Annotated in this window: 19 protein-coding genes and 1 tRNA gene; 17 read left to right on the top strand and 3 right to left on the bottom strand. The window is 69.4% G+C overall.

Going from position 1 to position 20,944, the window contains the following annotated elements:
- Nucleotides 1–72 precede the first annotated feature (72 nt).
- Both ACK4SC_RS04930 and ACK4SC_RS04925 read left to right on the top strand, forming a co-directional pair.
- Nucleotides 73–237, top strand: a complete 165-nt coding sequence (locus ACK4SC_RS04930; RefSeq protein ID WP_409615467.1) for a hypothetical protein — start codon at nt 73–75, stop codon at nt 235–237.
- Entirely contained in the window at nt 237–698 is a 462-nt protein-coding gene (locus ACK4SC_RS04925) for a RidA family protein (protein WP_409615465.1), read from the top strand. Before ACK4SC_RS04930 ends, ACK4SC_RS04925 begins: the two co-directional genes overlap by 1 nt.
- A gap of 83 nt (nt 699–781) precedes the next feature.
- Here the strand turns inward: ACK4SC_RS04925 and acs are convergent, their stop codons facing one another.
- On the bottom strand, nt 782–2,734 hold the full coding sequence (gene acs, locus ACK4SC_RS04920; RefSeq protein WP_409615462.1) for an acetate--CoA ligase: 1,953 nt from the start codon (nt 2,732–2,734) through the stop codon (nt 782–784).
- Nucleotides 2,735–3,150: 416 nt separating this feature from the next.
- On the opposite strand from acs, the gene ACK4SC_RS04915 reads away from it, so the two are divergent.
- The 12 genes from ACK4SC_RS04915 to ACK4SC_RS04860 all read left to right on the top strand — a co-directional run bounded on the left by ACK4SC_RS04915 (nt 3,151) and on the right by ACK4SC_RS04860 (nt 14,536).
- The gene (locus tag ACK4SC_RS04915; protein ID WP_409615459.1) at nt 3,151–4,197 is read left to right on the top strand and encodes a CpaF family protein; all 1,047 of its coding nucleotides are present in this window, start codon (nt 3,151–3,153) and stop codon (nt 4,195–4,197) included.
- Entirely contained in the window at nt 4,194–5,123 is a 930-nt protein-coding gene (locus tag ACK4SC_RS04910; RefSeq protein WP_409615457.1) for a type II secretion system F family protein, read from the top strand. Before ACK4SC_RS04915 ends, ACK4SC_RS04910 begins: the two co-directional genes overlap by 4 nt.
- A 101-nt stretch (nt 5,124–5,224) precedes the next feature.
- Complete coding sequence (locus tag ACK4SC_RS04905; protein WP_409615454.1) at nt 5,225–5,431, top strand: DUF4244 domain-containing protein; 207 nt, start codon at nt 5,225–5,227, stop codon at nt 5,429–5,431.
- The gene (locus tag ACK4SC_RS04900) at nt 5,428–5,778 is read left to right on the top strand and encodes a TadE family type IV pilus minor pilin (protein ID WP_409615451.1); all 351 of its coding nucleotides are present in this window, start codon (nt 5,428–5,430) and stop codon (nt 5,776–5,778) included. Before ACK4SC_RS04905 ends, ACK4SC_RS04900 begins: the two co-directional genes overlap by 4 nt.
- Complete coding sequence (locus ACK4SC_RS04895; protein ID WP_409615448.1) at nt 5,775–6,116, top strand: Rv3654c family TadE-like protein; 342 nt, start codon at nt 5,775–5,777, stop codon at nt 6,114–6,116. Before ACK4SC_RS04900 ends, ACK4SC_RS04895 begins: the two co-directional genes overlap by 4 nt.
- Before the next feature lie 152 nt (nt 6,117–6,268).
- The gene (gene topA, locus ACK4SC_RS04890) at nt 6,269–9,064 is read left to right on the top strand and encodes a type I DNA topoisomerase (RefSeq protein ID WP_409615446.1); all 2,796 of its coding nucleotides are present in this window, start codon (nt 6,269–6,271) and stop codon (nt 9,062–9,064) included.
- Nucleotides 9,061–9,687 carry a dTMP kinase gene (gene tmk, locus ACK4SC_RS04885; RefSeq protein ID WP_409615443.1) on the top strand — a complete coding sequence of 209 codons (627 nt, stop codon included), beginning with the start codon at nt 9,061–9,063 and terminating at the stop codon, nt 9,685–9,687. Before topA ends, tmk begins: the two co-directional genes overlap by 4 nt.
- A 9-nt stretch (nt 9,688–9,696) precedes the next feature.
- Nucleotides 9,697–10,848, top strand: coding sequence for a DNA polymerase III subunit delta' (locus tag ACK4SC_RS04880; protein WP_409615440.1), 1,152 nt, complete (start codon nt 9,697–9,699; stop codon nt 10,846–10,848).
- A complete protein-coding gene (locus ACK4SC_RS04875) occupies nt 10,848–12,386 on the top strand; it encodes an alpha/beta fold hydrolase (RefSeq protein ID WP_409615897.1) in 1,539 nt (512 codons plus the stop codon). Before ACK4SC_RS04880 ends, ACK4SC_RS04875 begins: the two co-directional genes overlap by 1 nt.
- 72 nt (nt 12,387–12,458) lie before the next feature.
- Nucleotides 12,459–12,531, top strand: a tRNA-Thr gene (locus ACK4SC_RS04870).
- A 419-nt stretch (nt 12,532–12,950) separates the two neighbouring features.
- Nucleotides 12,951–13,571 (top strand): cation transporter, encoded by a 621-nt coding sequence (locus ACK4SC_RS04865; RefSeq protein WP_409615437.1) that lies wholly within the window; start codon nt 12,951–12,953, stop codon nt 13,569–13,571.
- The gene (locus ACK4SC_RS04860; protein WP_409615434.1) at nt 13,568–14,536 is read left to right on the top strand and encodes a DMT family transporter; all 969 of its coding nucleotides are present in this window, start codon (nt 13,568–13,570) and stop codon (nt 14,534–14,536) included. The genes ACK4SC_RS04865 and ACK4SC_RS04860 overlap by 4 nt, the downstream gene beginning before the upstream one ends.
- Here the strand turns inward: ACK4SC_RS04860 and msuE are convergent.
- Entirely contained in the window at nt 14,527–15,141 is a 615-nt protein-coding gene (msuE, locus tag ACK4SC_RS04855; protein ID WP_409615431.1) for an FMN reductase, read from the bottom strand. The two genes, ACK4SC_RS04860 and msuE, sit on opposite strands and share 10 nt — an antisense overlap.
- A gap of 142 nt (nt 15,142–15,283) precedes the next feature.
- Between msuE and ACK4SC_RS04850 the strand changes: the two genes are divergently transcribed.
- The gene (locus ACK4SC_RS04850) at nt 15,284–16,687 is read left to right on the top strand and encodes an LLM class flavin-dependent oxidoreductase (protein WP_409615428.1); all 1,404 of its coding nucleotides are present in this window, start codon (nt 15,284–15,286) and stop codon (nt 16,685–16,687) included.
- Between the two features lie 4 nt (nt 16,688–16,691).
- Here the strand turns inward: ACK4SC_RS04850 and msrB are convergent, their stop codons facing one another.
- Nucleotides 16,692–17,126 (bottom strand): peptide-methionine (R)-S-oxide reductase MsrB, encoded by a 435-nt coding sequence (gene msrB / locus ACK4SC_RS04845; RefSeq protein WP_409615426.1) that lies wholly within the window; start codon nt 17,124–17,126, stop codon nt 16,692–16,694.
- Nucleotides 17,127–17,181: 55 nt separating this feature from the next.
- On the opposite strand from msrB, the gene ACK4SC_RS04840 reads away from it, so the two are divergent.
- Both ACK4SC_RS04840 and ACK4SC_RS04835 read left to right on the top strand, forming a co-directional pair.
- A complete protein-coding gene (locus ACK4SC_RS04840) occupies nt 17,182–17,649 on the top strand; it encodes a GNAT family N-acetyltransferase (RefSeq protein ID WP_409615423.1) in 468 nt (155 codons plus the stop codon).
- 191 nt (nt 17,650–17,840) lie between these two features.
- Nucleotides 17,841–20,915, top strand: coding sequence for an HtaA domain-containing protein (locus ACK4SC_RS04835; protein ID WP_409615420.1), 3,075 nt, complete (start codon nt 17,841–17,843; stop codon nt 20,913–20,915).
- Nucleotides 20,916–20,944: the final 29 nt, after the last annotated feature.

Raw genomic sequence — 20,944 nt, 5'->3', positions numbered from 1 at the left:
ACTCAAGGGTAGGGCAGAGGCGCTATGGCGTCTCTGAACGTGACCCATCTTTGATAATTCGAAAGGCCGCTGATGACCCGCTGGGAGTACATCACCACCCCGCTGATGATCCACAACACGACGGCGATCTTGAACACGTGGGGTTCTGAGGGCTGGGAACTCGTGCAGATCGTCACGGGACCCGAGGGGGGCCTCGTCGCCTACTTCAAGCGCCCGGTCGCGAGTGAGGGCGCCTGATGAGCACCCTGGATGCGCGCCTCGCCGAGCTCGGAATCACCATCCCCGAGGTGGCCGCCCCGGTCGCCGCCTACGTTCCGGCGACCGTGTCGGGTCAGCTGGTGTTCACCGCCGGCCAGCTCCCGTTCGTGGACGGCAGCCTGCCCGCCACGGGCAAGGTGGGTGCCGAGGTCAGCGCTGAGCGCGCCGCCGAGCTCGCCGGTACCGCGGTGTTGAACGCGCTGGCGGCGGTGAAGAGCGTGATCGGCTCGCTCGACCGCGTCACCCGCATTGTGAAGGTCACGGGGTTCGTCGCCTCCGACCCGAGTTTCTCGGGCCAGCCCGCCGTTCTGAACGGCGCGAGCACGCTTCTCGGCGACATCTTCGGTGACATCGGCGTGCACTCCCGCAGCGCCGTGGGCGTCGCGGTTCTGCCGCTCGACGCCCCCGTCGAGGTCGAGTTGATCGTCGAGTTCGCCTAGCCCTAGGCGGGCCGTCGACGACATCGGGGCCGGGCATCCATGATTCGGATGCCCGGCCCCGTGTCGTCTGCTGGAGCGCCTCGTTACCGGAACGACGCGCTGATCGACGCGACCACGTTCGTGTCGGTCAGTGTCGTGGTGTCACCGACCTCGCGACCCTCGGCGATGTCGCGCAGCAGGCGGCGCATGATCTTGCCTGAGCGGGTCTTCGGCAGCTCGGCGACGACGAACACCTTGCGCGGGCGCGCGATGGCCCCGATCTGCTCGGCGACGTGTGCCCGCAGCTGCGCCTCCGCTTCCTCGTCGCTCACCGTGCCAACCATCCGCTGGCGCAGGATGACGAAGGCGACGACCGCCTGGCCGGTGGTTTCGTCGTTGGCGCCGACGACAGCGGCTTCGGCGACCAGCTCGTGAGCAACGAGCGCTGACTCGATTTCCATGGTCGACAGGCGGTGTCCCGAGACGTTCATGACGTCGTCGACGCGTCCGAGGAGCCACACGTCGCCGTCCTCGTCGAGGTGAGCACCATCGCCGGCGAAGTACATGCCATCGAACGCCGACCAGTAGGTGTCGACGAAGCGCTGCTCGTCGCCCCAGATGCCGCGCAACATGCTCGGCCAGGGCTCGGTGATGACGAGCAGGCCGCCCGCCTCCTTGCCGACGTGGTTGCCCTGGTCGTCGAGCACGTCCACGCTGATGCCGGGAAGCGGCACCTGCGCCGAGCCGGGCTTGGCGGTGGTGACGCCGGGCAGCGCACTGATCATCATTGCGCCGGTTTCGGTCTGCCACCAGGTGTCGACGATGGGGGTGCGGCCGCCGCCGATGACCTGGCGGTACCAGACCCAGGCCTCGGGGTTGATGGGTTCGCCGACGCTGCCGAGCACGCGCAGGGTGGCCAGGTTGTACTGGTTGGGCACCTCGCGGCCGATCTTCATGAACGAGCGGATCGCGGTCGGCGCCGTGTAGAACAGCGTCACGCCGTACTTCTCGATGATCTCCCACCAGCGACCCGGGTGCGGGGTGTCTGGCGTGCCTTCGTAAATGACCTGCGTCGCACCGTTCGCCAATGGGCCGTAGACGACGTAGCTGTGCCCGGTGATCCAGCCGACGTCGGCGGTGCACCAGTAGATGTCGCTCTCAGGCTTCAGGTCGAACACGTTCTTGTGGGTGAACGCCGCCTGGGTGAGGTACCCGCCTGAGGTGTGCAAGATTCCCTTCGGCTTACCCGTCGTGCCGCTCGTGTACAGAATGAACAGCGGGTTCTCGGCCTCGAAGCCTTCCGCCTCGTGCTCGGGGTCGGCCTCCGCCATCAGGTCGTGCCACCACAGGTCGCGGCCCTCGCTCCAGGCGATCTCGTTGTCGCCGCGTCGGACGACGAGGACGTTCTGAACCGATTCCGCGCCCGAGGCGAGCGCTGCATCCACCGCGTTCTTGAGGTTGAAGACCTTGCCCTTGCGGTAGCCGCCGTCGGCCGTGATGACGAGTTTCGCCTCGGCATCGTCGATGCGCGCGCGCAGACTCTCGGCCGCGAAGCCACCGAAGACGACGGAGTGGATTGCGCCGAGGCGCGCGACCGCCAGCATGGCGATGACCGCCTCGGGAATCATGGGCATGTAGAGCGCCACGCGGTCGCCCTGGCCGACGCCGAGGCTCGCGAGCACGTTCGCCGCCTTCTTGACCTCGGCGGTGAGCTCGGCGTACGTGATGGCGCGCGAGTCGCCGGGTTCGCCCTCAAAGTAGAGGGCGACGCGGTCACCGTTGCCCGCCTCGACGTGGCGGTCGAGGCAGTTGTAGGCGACGTTGATGCGGCCGTCGTGGAACCACCGCGCGAACGGCGGGTTCGACCAGTCGAGGGTCTGGGTGAATGGCGTGTGCCAGCTCAGCAGTTCGCTGGCCTGGCGGGCCCAGAAGCGCAGGCGGTCGGCCTTCGCTTCCTCGTAGAGCTCGGCCGTGGCATTCGCCTGGGCGGTGAATGCGGGCTCGGGGGCGAAGCGGCGGTTTTCGTGCAGGAGGCTGTCGATCGATGTCGAGGACATACATCTACTTTCGTCGATGTGCGGACTGGCCTGGTCTGCCGCGACGGTGCGAGTGAACAGACGCCATCGTAGGGCTTTCACGCCGTGCGCGCGACGATGGTGCGTCGTGGTGCGTCACACGCACCGTGTGTCCCCCATTCGGGTGTCCGCACTTCTGGGGACGAAATGGGGGTCAAAAATCTCTTGACCGGACCCCGTCCTCGCGTACACTGATGACTGTCAGCAGCAAAACTGACCTCGCGGCGCGAAAAATCCCCCCAATCTCGTGTCGCTGTGGCGGCGTCCAAATCCCCCCAAGTGGGCGCCGCCCCTGACGTAAGGCGGCGGCTCCTCCCCACGGAGGGGCCGCCGCTTCGTCGTCCCCGGCACGGCACGCGCTGCGCGATGCGTGCCGCGCTCTCGCACACACTCGCCGGGTGTCCTCCTCCTCGCCTTCAGGCCCGTTCCTGCCCGTGGCCATCGCCGGCTCGGGTGGGCATCGGCCGGTGGCCTCCGAGGTGCGTGACGCCCTGGGGCCGCTCGCTCCGCTCGCCGCGGACGGCCGACTGACCGACCTCTTTGTGACCGCGGAGGGGCGTGTCTACGTCGATGCCGGCGGGGGAGCAGAGCTAGTCGCCGGCCTCAGCCTGTCTGCCGCGCAGGCCCGTGAGCTCGTCGTGCATCTCATCGCTCTGGGCGGTCGCCACATCGACGAGGCCGCTCCGTGCTGCGACGTGCGGCTCGGGGACGGGCTTCGCGTTCACGGTGTGCTGCCGCCGATCAGCACGGGCGGTGCCGTGCTGTCCATCCGGCTTCCGCGTGCGATGCCCACCACCATCGCGGCGCTGGGTTTGCCGTCCGAGGCGAATGCCGCCCTGGCGCGCGCCTTGGCCTCGCGCGCCACCTTGCTCATCACGGGCGCGACGGGCAGCGGCAAGACGACGCTGCTGTCGGCCTGGTTGTCGGCCGCCGACCCGCGTGACCGCATCGTGGTGCTCGAAGACGTTGCCGAGGCCCGCATTCGTCACCCGCATGTCGTGTCGTTGGAGACGCGGCAGCCGAACATCGAGGGTGTCGGAGGGGTCGGTCTCGACCGTCTCGTGCGGGAGGCGTTGCGCATGAGACCCGATCGTCTCGTCGTGGGCGAGTGCCGAGGCGCCGAGGTGCGCGAATTCTTGGCCGCCCTGAACACCGGCCACCGCGGCGGCGCGGGCACGCTGCACGCCAACGGGCTCGCTGACGTGGCGGCGCGGCTCGAAGCGGTCGGCATGCTCGCCGGCCTAACGCCGGCCGCCCTGGCCCGTCAGGCGGTGAGCGGAGTTGATCTGGTCGCGCATCTGTCGCGCACGCCCGACGGGGCGCGCGCGATCGCGTTCGGACGACCCGATCTGGATGCCCGTGAGCGGCTGCGCATCCGACCGCTCCTCCCCGAGGCGGTCGCCCCCGCCGCGCCACCCGAGTCGGCCGTCAGCGTGGCGTCGTGACGGTGACGCCTCCGCGACCCGCGGGCCGCGCGGCCGACGAGGAACTGCCGCGGCTCATTCACCGACTCGCTGTTCTGCTCAGCGCTGGACTGACACCGGCGTCGGCGTGGCGCCACGTCGCGGGAGGCGACGCGGGAGCCCACCCCCTGGTCGCCGCGGTGGCCGAGCACGCGGCCCTCGTGCGCGATCCAGCGGAGGCGATGGCGGCCGCCTCCGGTGACCCGCCGGTCGAGTGGCGGGCCCTCACCGCGGCCTGGCGCATCGCCGCCACCGCGGGCGCCCCGCTGTCACCGGTGCTGCGCTCCATCGCCGATGCGCTGCGGGATCGCGCCGACGCGCGCCGCGAGATCGCGGTGGCGCTCGCCGCGCCCCGCGCGACGGCCCGACTCGTCCTGTGGTTGCCCGCCGCCGGCGTCCTGCTCGCCCTCATGATTGGCGTCGACGTCGTGGCAACCGCCACGCACCCCGTCGGTCTCGTGAGCGTCGCAGCGGGGCTCGGCCTGGTGCACATCGGCCGTCGCTGGACGCGCCGCCTGCTCGCGGCCGCCGAGCCTCCCGCGCCCACCGCGGGACTCGCCTTCGATCTGCTCGCCATCGCTGCGGCGGGCGGTCGGGGGCCGGAGGCGGCGCTGCGCCTCGTGATCGACCAGCTCGCTGCTGTTGGCTGCTCGCCCCCACCGGGCGAGGTGATCGAGCTGGGCGACCTCGTCTCGCTGTCGCGCCGATCCGGTGCGCCGCTCGGCGAGTTGGCGAGGACGGAGGCTCACCAGGCGCGCGTCGGCGCGCGCGGGGCCGCTCGTCGCACGGCAGAGCGGCTCGGTGTGCGGCTGATGCTGCCGCTCGGAGCGTGCGTGCTGCCGGCCTTCCTGCTCATCGGGGTTGTTCCGATCCTGCTCGGCATCGTCTCCTCCACACTTGCCGGCTGATCTCCCGTCAACCGGATGCTCGTGCTCTCGCCCCGCTGTCGCGGCGGGCCACCGACACTGGTCGCGTTCGTGCCGCCCACCCGACCGAAATCGGAGACGCCATGTCGACCCTTGCCCGCCCTCACCGCCGTCTCGCGCGCCTGCGCCGCCACATGACCGACGACCGCGGAGCCGCGACCGCCGAATACGCCATCGCCACGATGGCCGCGGTCGCGTTCGCTGGCTTGCTCGTTGTCATCATGCAGAGCGACGAGGTACGCGGCATCTTGACCGACATGGTGCGCTCGGCCTTGACCTTCGGCGGGTGAGCGCTCGTCGCGGGGCCGCCGTGCACGAGCGCGGTGCGGTCAGCGCCGAGCTTGTCGCGGCCATCCCGGCGGTACTCATCGTGCTGGCCCTGTGTCTCGGCGGGCTGACCGCCGCGACCGCCCAGGCACGATCCCACGAGGTCGCGACCACGGCGGCGCGCTTGCTTGCCCGCGGTGCCGTCGAGTCTGACGCTCACCGCCACGTGGCCCGGGTGCTCGCCGGTGCGAGGCTCCACATCACGCGCGTCGACGGCTTGCTGTGCACGCGTGTCGAGCACACGCATCGCGTGCTCGGACTCCCGCTGGCGGTGGAGGCACGTTCGTGCGCGCTCGACAGCGGCTGGTGACGCCTCACGACAACGGCGCTGCCACGCCGCTCATGGTCGGGGTCATCGCAGCGACGGTCCTCCTCGCGACGATCTTGCTGGGAATCGGCGCGGCGCTCGCCGACGCCTCCCGGCTGGCTCACACCGCAGACGGCGCGGCACTGGCTGCCGCAGACACGCTCCTCGGGTGGCTGCCCGGTGATCCGTGTTCCGCGGCCGAGCGCGTGGCGAGTGCGCACGGCGCCCAGCTGGCGTCGTGTGCCGTCGACGAGGTGAGCGTCGTTGTCACGGTGCGCCGCAGCATCCTCGCAGTCGCGGTCGACCGGTCGGCGCGCGCCGGGGCCGCAGACCGGCGCTGATGGCCTTTGTCGGCCGGGTGTGTATGGTGACGGTGACTGGCGCACCCCGTCGCCAGTCACCGGGAACGGGTGTTGCCGCCTCGACTGCGGCCTACCCCGGCCGCCTGCCGCAGCCCCGTCGCCCGCCCCAGCAGCACATATAAAGGAGCACCGTGCCCGGTTCGAAGAAGCTCGTCATCGTCGAGTCGCCCGCCAAGGCGAAGACGATCGGTCGCTACCTCGGCGACGACTACGAGGTGCAGGCCTCGGTCGGGCACGTGCGCGACCTCATGGAGCCGAAGAACCTTCCCGCCGAGCTGAAGAAGGGCCCCCTCGGCAAGTTCGCCATCGACATCGACAACGGGTTTGAGCCGCACTACGTCGTCTCCGACTCGAAGAAGCGCACGGTCGCCGACCTCAAGAAGGCACTCAAGTCGGCAGACGAACTGTGGCTCGCCACCGATGAAGACCGCGAAGGAGAGGCCATTGCGTGGCACCTGCTCGAGGTGCTGAAGCCGAAGGTTCCGGTCAAGCGCATGGTGTTCCACGAGATCACCCAAGAGGCGATTCAGAAAGCCGTCGAGGCCACGCGCGACCTCGACACCGCACTCGTCGACGCGCAAGAAACCCGCCGCATCCTCGACCGCCTGTACGGCTACGAGGTCAGCCCCGTGTTGTGGCGTCGCATCGGCCCCGGCTTGAGCGCCGGGCGCGTGCAATCGGCAGCAACCCGACTCATCGTTGACCGCGAACGCGAACGCATTGCGTTCGTGTCGGCGAGCTATTGGGACCTCGACACGACCCTCACCCCCTTGAGCGAGCGAGCGCCCTTCCCCGCTCGACTCTCGCGCTTGGGCGGCAACAAGGTCGCCTCCGGTCGAGACTTCGACGACCGCGGACAGCTGAAGGCGAAAGACGCGGTGGCGCTCGACGAGGCCACGGTGACGAGCCTCGCGGAGGCGCTGCGCGCATCCGATCTCGCCCTCACGGTCACGAGCGTCGAGTCGAAGCCGTACACGCGCCGTCCGGCCGCTCCGTTCACCACCTCGACGCTCCAGCAGGAAGCCGGCCGCAAGCTCCGCTTCACGGCGCGACAGACCATGTCGATCGCGCAGTCGCTGTACGAGAACGGGTACATCACGTACATGCGTACCGACTCGGTGACGCTGTCGCAGCAAGCCGTCGACGCGGCCCGCCGTCAGGCGCGCGACCTGTACGGCGCCGACTCGGTGCCCGACGCGCCGCGCACCTACAGCGGTAAGAGCAAGAACGCGCAGGAGGCGCACGAGGCGATCCGTCCGGCGGGCGACGTATTCCGCACGCCGAGCCAGCTCGAGGGCACCCTGCGCGGCAACGATTGGAAGCTCTACGACCTCATCTGGAAGCGCACCGTCGCCAGCCAGATGGCGGATGCACGCGGTCAGACGGCCTCGATCCAGATGGCGACCGGCCCACTCACGAGCAGCGACTCGCGGGTCTCGGGCCAGGTTGCGGAGTTCGCAGCGAGTGGCACGGTCATCACCTTCCGCGGATTCCTCGCCGCCTACGAGGAAGGCCGCGACGAAGAGCGCAACGCCGACCCCGCGGAGGCGAAGGAGGCGACGCTGCCGCCCCTCACGGAGGGTCAGGCGCTCGGCGTCATCGACACCGAGCCGAAGGGTCACGAGACCAGCCCGCCGCCGCGCTACACCGAGGCGAGCCTCGTCAAGGCTCTCGAAGAGCGTGGCATTGGCCGCCCCTCGACCTACGCATCGATCATCTCGACCATCATCGACCGCGGCTACGTCGCCCCGCGCGGTTCGGCGCTCGTTCCCGGGTGGGTCGCATTCAGCGTCGTCAAGCTGCTGGAGCAGCACTTCGGCGACCTCGTCGAGTACGACTTCACGGCCGAAATGGAGGCAGACCTCGACCGCATCGCCCGCGGCGAGGCCGACCGCACCGACTGGCTGAAGGCCTTCTACTTCGGTGACGACCGGCAGCCGGGCCTGCGCCCCGTCGTCGACAACATCGGCGACATCGACGCCCGCGCCATCAACTCGATTCCGATCACTGAGACGATCACGTTGCGCGTGGGCAAGTACGGCCCCTTCCTCGAGGTCGACGAGGGCGCAGAGACCCCGCGCCGTGTCAACATCCCGCAGGACATGGCGCCCGACGAGCTGACCCCGGCTCGGGCGCAAGAGCTCGTCGACGCTCCCGTTGTCGGTGACCGCGAGCTCGGCATCAACCCCGCCACGGGCAAGATGGTGGTCGCCAAGGACGGCCGCTTCGGACCGTACGTCACCGAGGTGGATCCCGCCCCTGAACCGCAGGTCGACACCGCCACCGGCGAGGTCGTCGAGGAGGCACCCGCGAAGTCGCCCGCCCGCGGAAAGAAAGCCGCCGCCGAGAAGCCGCGCACGGCATCCCTGTTCAAAGACATGTCGCCCGACACGATCGACCTCGACACGGCCATCCGACTGCTCGACCTGCCCCGCACGGTCGGCGAGGATCCCGAGAGCGGTGACGCCATCACGGCGCAAAACGGGCGGTACGGCCCGTACCTGAAGAAGGGCACCGACACGCGGTCGCTCGACAGCGAGGCGCAGATCTTCGAGATCGACCTGGCCGGAGCGCTCGAGAAGTTCGCTCAGCCGAAGTACGGGGCGCGCAAGGCCTCCAGCGCGCTCAAAGAGTTCGACGCCGATCCGGTCAGCGGTAAGCCCATCAAGCTCAAGGACGGTCGGTTCGGCCCCTACGTCACGGACGGGGAAACGAACGCGACCGTTCCGCGCGGCGAAGACCCGATGGAGATCGACTTCGAGCGCGCCGTGCAGTTGATCGCCGACAAGCGGGCCAAGGGTCCGGCCAAGAAGCCGGCAGCGCGACGCGGGGCGACGGCGAAGAAGCCTGCCGCAAAGAAGCCGGCGGCGAAAAAGCCTGCGGCCAAGAAGCCTGCCGCCAAGAAGACCCCGCCGGCAGACGGATGACGGGCCGAGGCGTCTTCCTGACGTTTGAGGGCGGCGACGGCTCGGGAAAGACCACCCAGTCGGCGCTCGTGACCGAGTGGCTCACGCAGCGTGGGCGCACCGTGGTGCACGCCCGCGAACCCGGCGGCACCGACCTCGGTCATGAAGTGCGCGAGATTGTCATGCACCGTCGCGGCTTCGTTGCGCCGCGGGCGGAAGCGCTGCTGTATGCCGCCGACCGCGCCCAGAACGTCGCCACCGTCGTGCGTCCCGCACTCGAGCGCGGCGACATCGTCATCCAAGACCGCTACCTCGACTCGTCGGTCGCGTATCAGGGCGCCGGGCGAGTGCTGTCGATGGAGGAGGTGCGTGAGCTCTCACTCTGGGCCACGGAGGGCTTGCTCCCCGACCTCACGGTGCTGCTCGACCTCGACCCCTCCGTCGGACGCGCGCGCCTCGACGCCAGTCGCACCCGGTACGACCGGCTGGAGGCCGAGCAGCTCGACTTTCACATGCGCGTTCGCGATGCCTATCTCGCGCTGGCCGCTGCGGAGCCCGAGCGCTTCCTCGTGCTCGATGCCACGCGGCCGGTCGACGAGCTGCAGCAGAGCATCCGGGATCGCGTGTCGGACCTCCTCGATTAGGGTGACCGCATGACCGCCTGGGACGATCTCACCGGCCAGGACGCCGCCATCGAGGCGCTGCGCAGCGCGGCTGCCGAGGGCTCTGAGGCGATGACGCACTCGTGGCTGGTCACCGGCCCGCCCGGGTCCGGCCGTTCAAACCTGGCCTACGCCTTCGCCACCGAACTGCTGGGTGGCGCCACCGACCCGCGGGTCGCCGCCCAGGTCGACGCGCGCAGTCACCCTGATCTGGCGGTGCTCGCGACCGACCGCGTCATCATCTCGATCGACGAGGTGCGACACCTCGTTGCGCAGAGCCAGTTTTCGCCGTCGGTTGCCCCCTACCGCGTCATCGTGATCGAAGACGCCGACCGCATGACGGAGCGCACCTCGAATGTGCTGCTCAAGGCGCTCGAAGAGCCGCCGCCGCGCACCGTCTGGATTCTTTGCGCGCCCAACGCCGCTGACCTCATCCCGACCATCCGCTCGCGCGTGCGCACCGTCCGGCTGCGCGTGCCAACCGTCGCCGAGGTCGCCGCTCTGCTCGAACGACGCGACGGCATCCCCGCCGACCTCGCCGCTCGAGCCGCCCGCGAGGCGCAGAGCCACATCGGCATGGCCCACCGGCTTGCCACTGATCAGGATGCTCGTGAGCGCCGGGCGCGCAGCCTCGACATCGCGCTCGGCGTCGGTTCCGTCTCGGGCGCGGTGCTGGCCGCCGACAAGCTTGTCGCGGTTGCCACCGACGACGCGAAGGCGCTCACGATCGAGCGCGATCAGGCCGAGCGGGAGGCCGCCCTGCGCTCCCTCGGCATTGAGCCGGGCGGCACGGTGCCCCCCGCCCTGCGGTCGCAACTCAAGGCGCTTGAGGAGGACCAGAAGCGCCGGGCGACGCGCTCGGTGCGCGACGGCATCGACCGTGTGCTCGTCGATCTGACGTCGCTCTACCGCGACATTCTGACGGTGCAACTCGGTGCCGGTGTCGACCTGGTCAACGAGGCCATTCGCGACCGGATCGAGGAGGCGGCACGAGCATCCACCCCCGAGCGGATGCTCGCGGCGCTGGACGCGATCGCGCTCGCCCGACGACGCATCGAGGGCAACATGCCGCCGGCGATGGCGCTGGAGGCCATGCTGATCGCGGCAAGTGGCAGGGTGCCGGCGCTAGGCTCGCCCGCGTGATGCATCGTCGACTCGCTCTCGTTTCGGCCATCGCCGCCTCGGCCCTGCTGCTCGGCGGCTGCACCCCGGGGTTGCTCTCCGAGCTGCTGGGCCAGGGCGAACAGTCGACCCCGACGGGCGAGCAGGTCGACGTCGAGCTCGCCGCGTACTACGAGCAGCGCGTGACCTGGACCGACTGCGGGGGAGGAGCGCAGTGCGCGACTGCGATCGCTCCGCTGGACTGGGACAACCCCGGCGACGGTGACGATGTCGAGCTCGCCCTGGTTCGGCATCGGGCGACCGGTGAGCGCATCGGCTCGCTCTTTGTGAACCCCGGGGGCCCGGGAGCCTCGGGCTTCGACTTCATTCGCGACAGCGTCGACTTCGCGGTGGGCGAGGCCGTGCGCGAGGCATACGACGTGGTCGGCTGGGATCCCCGCGGCGTCGGTCGCTCGAGCGCGGTCGCCTGCTACGACAACGCTGCCGACATGGACGCGTTCCTCTTCGGCATTCCCGACGCCGAACTGGGCACCGATGAGTGGGTTGCCGAGGTCACCGAGTCGTCGGAGGCCTTCGCCCAGGCCTGCGCCGAAAACACAGGCCCGCTGCTCGCTTTCGTCGACACCGATTCGACCGTGCGCGACCTCGATCTGCTGCGGGCCGTGCTCGGAGACGAGCAATTGCACTACCTCGGCTACTCCTACGGCACCGAGATCGGCGCGCGGTACGCCGACCGTTTCCCCGACCGCGTCGGGCGTCTCGTACTGGACGGAGCGACCGACCCGCGGCTCGGCGTGCTCGACGTCGTCATTGCGCAACAGGCCGGGTTTGAGCAGGCGTTGCGGGCGTACCTCGCCGAGTGCCCCGCGCTCGGGGACTGCCCATTCCCCGGCGACGTCGACGCCGCGGCTGCGCAGATCCGTGATCTCGTCGACCGCCTCGACGCGGCCCCACTGGCCGGCGCCGACGGCCGGTTGTTCGACGGCTCGGTCATGAGCACCGCGATCGCGACGGCGCTCTACGACCAAGCCACGTGGACCTTCCTCACCCAGCTCTTCACCGAGCTGCGCGCCGGTGATCCGTCGACGGGCTTTTTCCTCGCCGACTTCTACTACGGGCGAGAGAACGGCGAATACATCGACAACTCCTTCGAAGCGTTCGTCGCCATCAACTGCCTCGACTATCCCGTCGAGACTGACCCCGCCGTCATCGCGGCGCACAACGAGCGGCTACTCGAGGTCGCCCCCACGACCGCATCCCCCTCACCGGTCGGAGACGTGCTGTGTGCCAACTGGCCGCACCAGTTCGACGGCGAGCTCGGGCCCGTGACGGCTGAGGGCGCTGCGCCCATCCTGGTCGTCGGTACGACCGGCGACCCGGCCACGCCGTACGAGTGGGCAGTGGCGCTCGCCGAGCAGCTGTCGAGCGGCGTGCTCGTCACCTATGTCGGCGAGGGGCACATCGCCTACGACGAGGGCGACCCCTGCGTTGACGACGTGATCGAGACGTATCTGCTCACCGGAGCGGTGCCCGACGCCGACCCGCAGTGCAATGCCTAAGTCTCCGCCGCGTCATCGCGATGCTCGGGTTTGGGCTAGACTTCTGCACCGTGCCGGGCTCGCCCGTCGCACGCCGCCTTAGCTCAGTCGGCAGAGCGATTCACTCGTAATGAATAGGTCGTGGGTTCGATTCCCACAGGCGGCCCGCAATCACGTCCTTCCTGCTGGGGTTGTTCCCGGTGCGCCGACGCTGGCGCGTCGCGGGGTTCGATTCCCACAGGCGGCCCGCAATCACGTCCTTCCTGCTGGGGTTGTTCCCGGTGCGCCGACGCTGGCGCGTCGCGGGGTTCGATTCCCACAGGCGGCCCGCAATCACGTCCTTCCTGCTGGGGTTGTTCCCGGTGCGCCGACGCTGGCGCGTCGAGGGGTTCGATTCCCACAGGCGGCCCGCAATCACGTCCTTCCTGCTGGGGTTGTTCCCGGTGCGCCGACGCTGGCGCGTCGCGGGGTTCGATTCCCACAGGCGGCCCCATCCCCATCCCCATCCTTCTTCTCGCGCACATCGTGCCCCGTGCATCCGTTGCCCTGTGCGCGTGGTGTGATTGTCACGTCGAGAGGATGCGCATGACCGTCAACGAAGCGACGCGCGCTCTGCGCCGGGTGATTCTGACGGTCGCCGCGCTCAACGGCGCCTATTTCGTCGTCGAGCTCGTCGTCGCACTGTCGGTGCGATCGGTGGCCCTCTTGGCCGACTCCGTCGACTTCCTCCAGGACGCCTCGATCAACCTGCTGATCGCGGTCGCGCTGGGCTGGTCGGCGATGGCACAGGCGCGTCTTGGGCGCGTGCTCGCGGTCGTCATCGTCGTGCCGGCGGTGGTTGCCGGCGTCGAGGCGATCCGCAAAGCGTTCGAGCCGGAAGCGCCGTCGGCCGTGCCGCTGATCGTGGTCGCCGCCGGCGGAGCGCTGATCAACCTCGTCTGCGCGCTCCTGCTCGCTCGCCACCGACGGGAGGGCGGCTCGCTCGTGAGCGCGGCATGGCTGGTCGCGCGCAACGACATCATCATCAACGGTGCGATCGTCGTCATGGCGGTCGTCACCCTCTTCGTGGCAAGCGGCTGGCCCGACATCGCCCTCGGCCTCATCATTCTCGGCCTCAACGCGACGGCCGCCCGTCGCGTGTGGCGGGCCGCTCACGACGACGAGTTGGCCGCCCGCGCGGTGCACCCCGCCGGAGGCACCGCGTGAGCGAACGCCTTCGCACGATCCTCGCGGTCGCGGCGACCGTACTCGCCGGCTTCGGCGTGGCGACCCAGTCGCGCATCAACGGCGAGCTCGGCCAACGCTTCGACGACGGCTTCACGGCCGCTCTCGTCTCGTTCTCCTCCGGGTGGGTCGTCTTGCTCGTCGTGGTGTTGGCGACCCGCCGCGGCCGCGCGGCGATGGGGCGCATCCGGTCCGCGATGCGCGCCGGTGATTTGCCGTGGTGGATGCTGCTCGGCGGGGCCGGGGGAGCCTTCTTCGTGCTCTCGCAGGGCCTCGTCGCGGGCGTGCTCGGCGTCGCCATCTTCACGGTCGCGATCGTGTCCGGCCAGACTCTTGCCGGCATGGTCGCGGATGCGCGGGGCTTCGCGGGCGCCCGGCGCACGCCCCCGACACCGGCGCGTCTCGTCGGGGCCGCACTCACGGTCGTCGCCGTGATCGTGGCGGTTGCCGGGAACGCGGCCGCGAGCATCCCGTGGCTGGCGTTGTTGCTGCCGCTGATCGCCGGTCTCGGAATCGGCGTGCAGCAGGCCATGAACGGGCGTGTGCGTCAGGTCAGCGGATCTCCGCTCGCCGCGACGCTGGTCAACTTCACGGTGGGTACCGCCGGGCTCGTGGTGGTGACCGCCGTCGCGCTGCTCGTGCGGGGGCTGCCGGCGGCGCCCCCGGCCGAGCCGTACCTGTATCTCGGTGGGCTGGTCGGCGTTGTCTTCATCGCCGTGCAGACCGCCACCGTGGGCCGCATTGGCGTGCTTCTGCTCGGCATGTGTCTCGTGCTCGGTCAGCTGCTCGGGGCGACCGTCTTCGACTCGCTCTCGGCGATTGGCCCGGCACTCGCGCCGCAAACGGTGGCGGGCGTGATGCTGACCGCGCTCGGTATCGTCATCGCCACCCTCGATCGGTGGCGCCCACGGTTCGCACAGCGACGGGAGCGTGCGCCTCAGAAGTAGGCGGAGCGAACCTCGAGCGGCCCGCGAGTGACGAGAGCGAGCGCCCCGTCAACCGTCCGGTCGATGCGCTCTCGTAACTCTGGCGCGCTGACCGTGTAGTTGGTGAAGTCGCGGTCTGCTGCGTAGATGCCGCCGGGCAGCGTCAGCGACCGGAAGAAGCTGAACAGCGGCCGCAGTTGATGGTCGATCATGAGCCCGTGCCGGTCGCTGCCGCCGGTCGCCGCGAGGAGCACGGGCGTGTCGACGAGCGCGTGCTGGTCAACGAAGTCGAACAGGTGCTTGAACAGTCCCGTGTATGACGCCCGGTACACGGGGCTGGCGACAACGAGCAGGTCGGCAGTCTCGATGCGCGTCAGCGCGTCCTCCGCGATCGGCGGCAGGGCGTCGCGCCCCCGGGCCGCGGCCAGCGCGGGCCCGACGGCGTCCACTTCGACGACGTGCGTCGTGGCGGGGGTGCGGGCGGCGATCGTGTCCACGATCGCGGTGACGAGCGCGGTCGTGCGCGATGGCGCGTGCGTGCTTCCCGACACTCCCACGACGGTGAGGCGGTCGGGGGAGCTTTCCCGTGCAGCAATCGGTCTCGGAGCAGCTGTGGTGGCGGTCATGCCCGGCACGCTAGGAGCCTGTCGGCACTCGCTTCAAGCATCCGTGTCATCAGGCGTCGCGCTGCGTCACGCGGTGACATGCGCGGTCACGCTGCGACATGAGGGATGCACGGGGCACGATCGGACGGGCACGATGACGGCCATGTCTGACACCGCTGCCACGCCTCCCCGCCGCATCCGCTTCAACGCGTTCGACATGAACTGCGTCGCCCACCAGTCCTCCGGGCTCTGGCGCCACCCCGACGACCAGTCGCATCGCTACACCGAGCTGTCGTACTGGACGGAGCTGGCCCAACTGCTCGAGAAGGGGTCGTTCGACGGCATCTTCATCGCCGATGTCCTCGGCACGTATGACGTGTACGGCGGGTCGAACGAGGCGGCGATCCGGCACGGCGCTCAGGTGCCGGTGAACGACCCGATCCTGCTGGTCTCCGCGATGGCCGCGGTGACCGAGCATCTGGGATTCGGTGTGACGGCGGGAACGGCCTACGAGCATCCCTACCCGTTTGCGCGCCGGATGACGACGCTCGATCACCTGACCAAGGGGCGGGTCGGGTGGAACGTCGTTACGGGCTACCTGCCGAGTGCTGCACGCAACATGGGGCACGACGACCAGCGCGAGCACGACGATCGCTACGACCACGCTGATGAGTACCTGGAGGTGCTGTACAAGCTGTGGGAGGGCTCGTGGGAAGACGATGCCGTCGTGCGCGATCGCGCCAGCGGGGTCTACACCGACCCGGCGAAGGTGCACGAGATTCGTCACGAGGGGACGCACTTCACGGTTCCCGGCATCCACATCTCTGAGCCGAGCCCTCAGCGCACACCCGTTATCTACCAGGCTGGAGCAAGCCCCCGCGGAGTCGCCTTTGCCGCCGGGAATGCTGAAGCGATCTTCGTCGCCGCCCCGACGAAGGAGGTACTGCGGGCGACCGTCACGCGCATCCGGGATGCGTTGGAGGCGGCGGGTCGCGATCGCTACGCGGCGCGGATCTACACCCTGCTCACGATCATCACGGACGCCACCCCCGACGCCGCGCAGGCGAAGTACCGCGACTACCTGTCCTATGCCAACCCGGAGGGCGCTCTCGTTTTCATGTCCGGCTGGATGGGAATCGACCTCTCGCAGTTCCCGCTGGATGAGCCGGTCGGAAACGTTCCGAGTAACGCGATTCAGTCCGTCGTCTCGAACTTCGCGGCCGCGGCCGAGCACGGCACCGAGTTCACGGTCGCCGATATCGGCCGGCACAGCGCTATCGGCGGGCTGGGACCCCTCATCGTGGGCTCGGGCAGCGAGATTGCCGACGAGCTGGAGCGATGGGTGGCCGAGACCGACGTCGACGGCTTCAACCTCGCCTATGCCGTGACACCCGGCACCTTCGCCGATGTGGTCGAGCACGTCATCCCGGTGCTGCGCGAGCGCGGGCTATACCCCGACGGCTACGAGGAGGGCACGTTGCGGCAGAAGCTGCACGGCCGCGGGGATCGACTCCCCGACGAGCACCGCGGGGCGAACTATCGTCTCGGCGCTCGCCAGCTGGCGTGAGTGACTACGCCGGGTCGGCGTCGTCGGCCGGGGTGAAGTCGAGGGCGAGCGAGTTCATGCAGTAGCGATTGCCCGTGGGGGTTCCGAACCCGTCGGGGAACACGTGGCCGAGGTGCGATCCGCAGGTGGCGCAGCGCACCTCGGTGCGCACCATGCCGAGTGAGGTGTCTTCGAGCAGCTCAACAGCCTCGGGGCGCACCGACTCGTAGAAGCTCGGCCAGCCGCAGCCGGAGTCGAACTTCGTGCCGGCCTGGAACAGTTCGGCCCCGCAGGCGCCGCAGGTGTACAGGCCGGCGCGGCTCTCGTCGAGCAGCTCGCCCGTCCAGGCGCGCTCGGTGCCGGCCTGGCGCAGCACCTGATAGCGCTCCTCGCCGAGCTCGGCCCGCCACTCGTCTTCGGTCTTTTCAACCTGGTACTTGCCGGTGGTCTGCTCGCTCATGGTTCCTCCTGCTCGCCCGTCGGGCGCGTCGTCTCCCCCCATTAAACTCGGGCTTGTGCCGGAACCTTCCATCGAGCAGAAAACATGGAGTCACATTTCGGCCGATGAGTTCTTCGACATCGCCATGCTGCGCACCGTCGTCTTCTACCTCGAGCAGCAGATCGATGAGCCGGAACTCGACGAACGCGACCGTGACGAATCAACCCTGCACGTGTGGATGCGGGACGATCGCGGCGTGGTCAGTTACCTCCGTGTCATCGACGACGAGCATCCTGACCCCGCTCATGGCGGCGCACGCCGCCTGATCGGGCGCGTCGTGACGCGGGCGGATGCGCGCGGTCGCGGCCTCGCGCTCCGCCTCGTTGAGCACGTGGTCGCCCAGTTCGGGCACGAGCCGCTCGCCCTGCACTCTCAGTCGTATGTGCAGCCGCTGTACGCTCGGGCGGGATTCGTGCCGATCGGCGACGAGTACGTGGAGGCGGGCATTCCGCACGTCACGATGGTGCGGCCTCCCAGCGGCTGACCAGGCGGTATCGCGTTGAATTAGGGTCGCGTCGCGAAAACGCGTACTCTGGAGTTAGGTAAGCCTTACCTAAAACCTGAATCACTTTCTGACTACGGAGTCACCCGGTGCACACCCTCAATCGCCGGCGGCCCTTTGCCGTCGCGCTCGCAGCCGCCCTGGCCTGCGTTCTCGCTTTCACCGTTGCCCCCGTGGAGTCCGCTGCGGGCGCCACGACGTCAACTCCGACGGTGACGGTCTCGAAAACGCAGGGCCTCACCGCGGCCGGTGACACTATCACCGTGAGCGGTAGTGGTTTCGTGCCGAATGCTCCCGCGACCGACGGCACGCGCCGACCCCTCCAGGGGGTCTTTGGTGGCGTGTACGTCGTGCTCGGTGCCGTCGCCGACGTATGGAAGCCCAGCGCAGGTGCCCCATCGACCGCCCGCCAGGTTCTTCAGCAGAAGTGGGTCGTGAACCCCGAGAATGTCGCCACCGTCGGGGGCGCCGCGGCCGGAGCCGTGGCCATCAACCCCGACGGTTCCTTCAGCATCGACTTCGCGGTGTCGCAGGCCGCTGCCGAGACCCTCACGCAGCCGAACTTCGGTGTGTATACCTTTGCCGGTTCGGGCGCGGTGGTGCCGTCGTTCGAAACCTTCACCCCCCTCGCCTTCGCCCCGACGCCGACCGTCACGGTGTCCAAGACAACGGGCCTCGACCCGGCCGGCGACACCATCACGGTGACGGGCACGGGATTCTCGCCGAACCCTCCGGCGACCGACGGCACGCGCCGGCCCCTGCAAGGAGTCTTCGGCGGTGTCTACGTCACCTTCGGGGCGTTCCTCGAGAACTGGAAGCCGAGTGCCGGAGCGCCGTCGAGCGCCCGCCCGGTCATCCAGCAGAAGTGGGTCGTCAACCCCGAAAACGTGGCGACCGTCGGCGGCGCGGCCGCCGGGGCCGTGCCCATCAACCCCGATGGTTCGTTCTCCATCGAATTCTCGGTGGCAACGAGCGAGACCGCACCCGATGGGGGTCGGTATGGCATCTACACGTTCTCCGGATCCGGCGCGAGCTACACGCCGTTCGAGACGTACACTGCGCTGAATTTTGCGGACCCGGAGCCCGACCCCCAACCCGACCCCACGCCCAGCCCCGAGCCGGAGCCGGAGCCGCAGCCTGATCCCGGTGCGACTCAGCCGACCGTTTCCGTGTCCGCTACGACGGGCTTGAACCCGGCGGGGCAGACCATCACCGTCCGCGGCACGGGGTTCACCCCCAACGCGCCCGCCACGAACGGCACGCGCCCGCCGCTGATGGGCCAGTACGCCGGAACCTTCGTGATTCTGGGCTCGGTCCTCGACGTGTGGAAGCCGAGCCAGAACGCGCCACCCACCGCTCGCCAAGTCTCCCAACAGCGCTGGGTGGTTGGCCCCGAGCATGTGCAACTCATCGGCGGACCCTCGGCCGGAGCGGTTCCGATCAACCCGGACGGGTCGTTCACCGTGACCTTCGATGTCTCGCGCGCCGACGCTGAACGCTTCGCGACCGGCACGTTCGGCGTGTTCACCTACGCCGGCTCCGGAGCCGTCTACGCGCCGTACGAGACCTTCACACCGTTGACCTTCGCGGCGGATGGCACGGGCTCGGGCCCGCGCCCCACGCCGACCCCGACGGTGCCCGCACCAGTGCCCGCACCGGTCACCGAGGCGCCGCGCGAGAACGTCACAGCGGGCTCGCTCGTGTGGGGTGTCAAGCAGTCATTCCGCGAGTACATGACGGGCACGATCGCGCGCGGTTCAATCACCGCGGCGGGCGTCGGCCAGCAGGGTGCGAACCTCGTCTTCCCCCAGGCCGGACCATCGCCGACGGGCTCGACGGGAACCGTCGCGTACTCGGGCCAGGTTCGCTACCTCGGGCACAGCGGCCTGCTCGACGTGACCCTGCGCGATCCGCGCGTGACGATCGAGTCGGCGAGCCGTGCATCCCTCTCGGTCGTGGTCAACGGCACCCCCGTGTCGCTCGCCACCTTGAATCTGGCGGCAGGTACGCGCACCGAGAGTGCTGACGGGTCGATTCGCTACTCGGGCGTGCCCGCGACCCTCACGCGGTCGGGGACCAGCGTGTTCTCTTTCCAGGGCAACGCGTTTTACCCGGCGGGAACCGCCCTCGACCCGGTCACCTTCACCATCGGCAGCCCGGCGATGACCGGGGGCGGCGGAGCGGTCGCCGGCACCGCCATCGCGCCGGGAGCTGTCGAGCTGGCGCGATTTGTCGAACGGCGAATCCCCGCAGAGCCGCCGGCAACGACCGGTGCCGAACTCGTCGGTGGCGACGGTGACCTGCTACCGGGCGCCCGCATTGAGGCCCGAGCGACCGGCTTCGCGCCCGGTGAAGAGGGCATCCTCGTCGTCGTCTACAGTGAGCCACGCCTGCTCGGCGAGGTGACGGCGGATGCCTCCGGCCAGGCGGTGTGGACTGGTCGCCTCCCCGATGACCTCGTCGGCCAGCACACCCTCACGTTCCAGGGCTCGGTCGACCGCGGCGTCGTGCTGCAGATCGTCGACCCCGCGCTGACCGCGACGGACGCTGACCAGTGCGTGGTGACGGATGCCCAGCTCGACTGGGGCTTCAAGGAAAGCTTCCGGGCATACGTCAGCGGCTCGATCGCTCGCGGCGGCTGGGAGGTGCTCGACGGCGCCGAGTATGCGGTGCCGCTGTTCACCTTCGGGGGCGGAACCGGTGCCGTGAACCCTGCCGCGCGCACCGGGGAGATCGCCTTTGCGGGCGCCATTCGATTTACGGGGCACGAGGGCATCCTTGACACCCTGATCGCCAACCCGCGGATTGTCTTCACGAGTTCGACGACCGCGGAGCTCATTGCCGATCTGACCGGCACCCGCCAAGACTTCGAAGAGGTGGAGGCACGTGACGTGCGCTTCCTCGAACTGAACCTGGCCGGGGCCACCAGCGGCAGCCGCGAGAACGGCACCGTGACGATCACGGGAATTCCGACGACGCTCACGGTGGCGGGCGCCGAGGCGTTCGGCACGTACCCCGCCGGCGAAGAGTTTGACCCGATCACGCTCGCGTACTCGATCCCCAGCGATTGCGCTGCGAGTCCCGCCACGGCGGCGCCGGCCGACCTCGACGGAGATGCGGCGAACGGATCCGGCGCCGATCCCGCCCCTGCCGCGGAATCGACCAGCGTGCTGATCGCCATCATCGCCGTGCTGCTGGCCGTGATCGTTGCGCTGGCCGTGATGGTGCTGCGCCGCCGCGCCGCGTAACGACGGCGCGTCCTGCGTGGCAGGATGCG

Origin of the sequence: Microcella sp. (genome assembly GCF_046293215.1) — a bacterium.
Lineage (GTDB): Bacteria > Actinomycetota > Actinomycetes > Actinomycetales > Microbacteriaceae > Microcella.
Note: the sequence above shows the minus strand (reverse complement) of the source record. Positions and strands in the feature narration are given on the sequence as shown.

Bases quoted from the DNA above. Each gene is read 5' to 3' on its own strand.
- ACK4SC_RS04875 (WP_409615897.1), top strand. From the start codon at position 10,848: ATGCATCGTCGACTCGCTCTCGTTTCGGCCATCGCCGCCTCGGCCCTG.
- ACK4SC_RS04865 (WP_409615437.1), top strand. From the start codon at position 12,951: ATGACCGTCAACGAAGCGACGCGCGCTCTGCGCCGGGTGATTCTGACG.
- ACK4SC_RS04930 (WP_409615467.1), top strand. From the start codon at position 73: ATGACCCGCTGGGAGTACATCACCACCCCGCTGATGATCCACAACACG.
- msrB (WP_409615426.1), bottom strand. From the start codon at position 17,126: ATGAGCGAGCAGACCACCGGCAAGTACCAGGTTGAAAAGACCGAAGAC.
- tmk (WP_409615443.1), top strand. From the start codon at position 9,061: ATGACGGGCCGAGGCGTCTTCCTGACGTTTGAGGGCGGCGACGGCTCG.
- acs (WP_409615462.1), bottom strand. From the start codon at position 2,734: ATGTCCTCGACATCGATCGACAGCCTCCTGCACGAAAACCGCCGCTTC.
- ACK4SC_RS04880 (WP_409615440.1), top strand. From the start codon at position 9,697: ATGACCGCCTGGGACGATCTCACCGGCCAGGACGCCGCCATCGAGGCG.
- msuE (WP_409615431.1), bottom strand. From the start codon at position 15,141: ATGACCGCCACCACAGCTGCTCCGAGACCGATTGCTGCACGGGAAAGC.
- ACK4SC_RS04850 (WP_409615428.1), top strand. From the start codon at position 15,284: ATGTCTGACACCGCTGCCACGCCTCCCCGCCGCATCCGCTTCAACGCG.
- ACK4SC_RS04905 (WP_409615454.1), top strand. From the start codon at position 5,225: ATGTCGACCCTTGCCCGCCCTCACCGCCGTCTCGCGCGCCTGCGCCGC.
- ACK4SC_RS04925 (WP_409615465.1), top strand. From the start codon at position 237: ATGAGCACCCTGGATGCGCGCCTCGCCGAGCTCGGAATCACCATCCCC.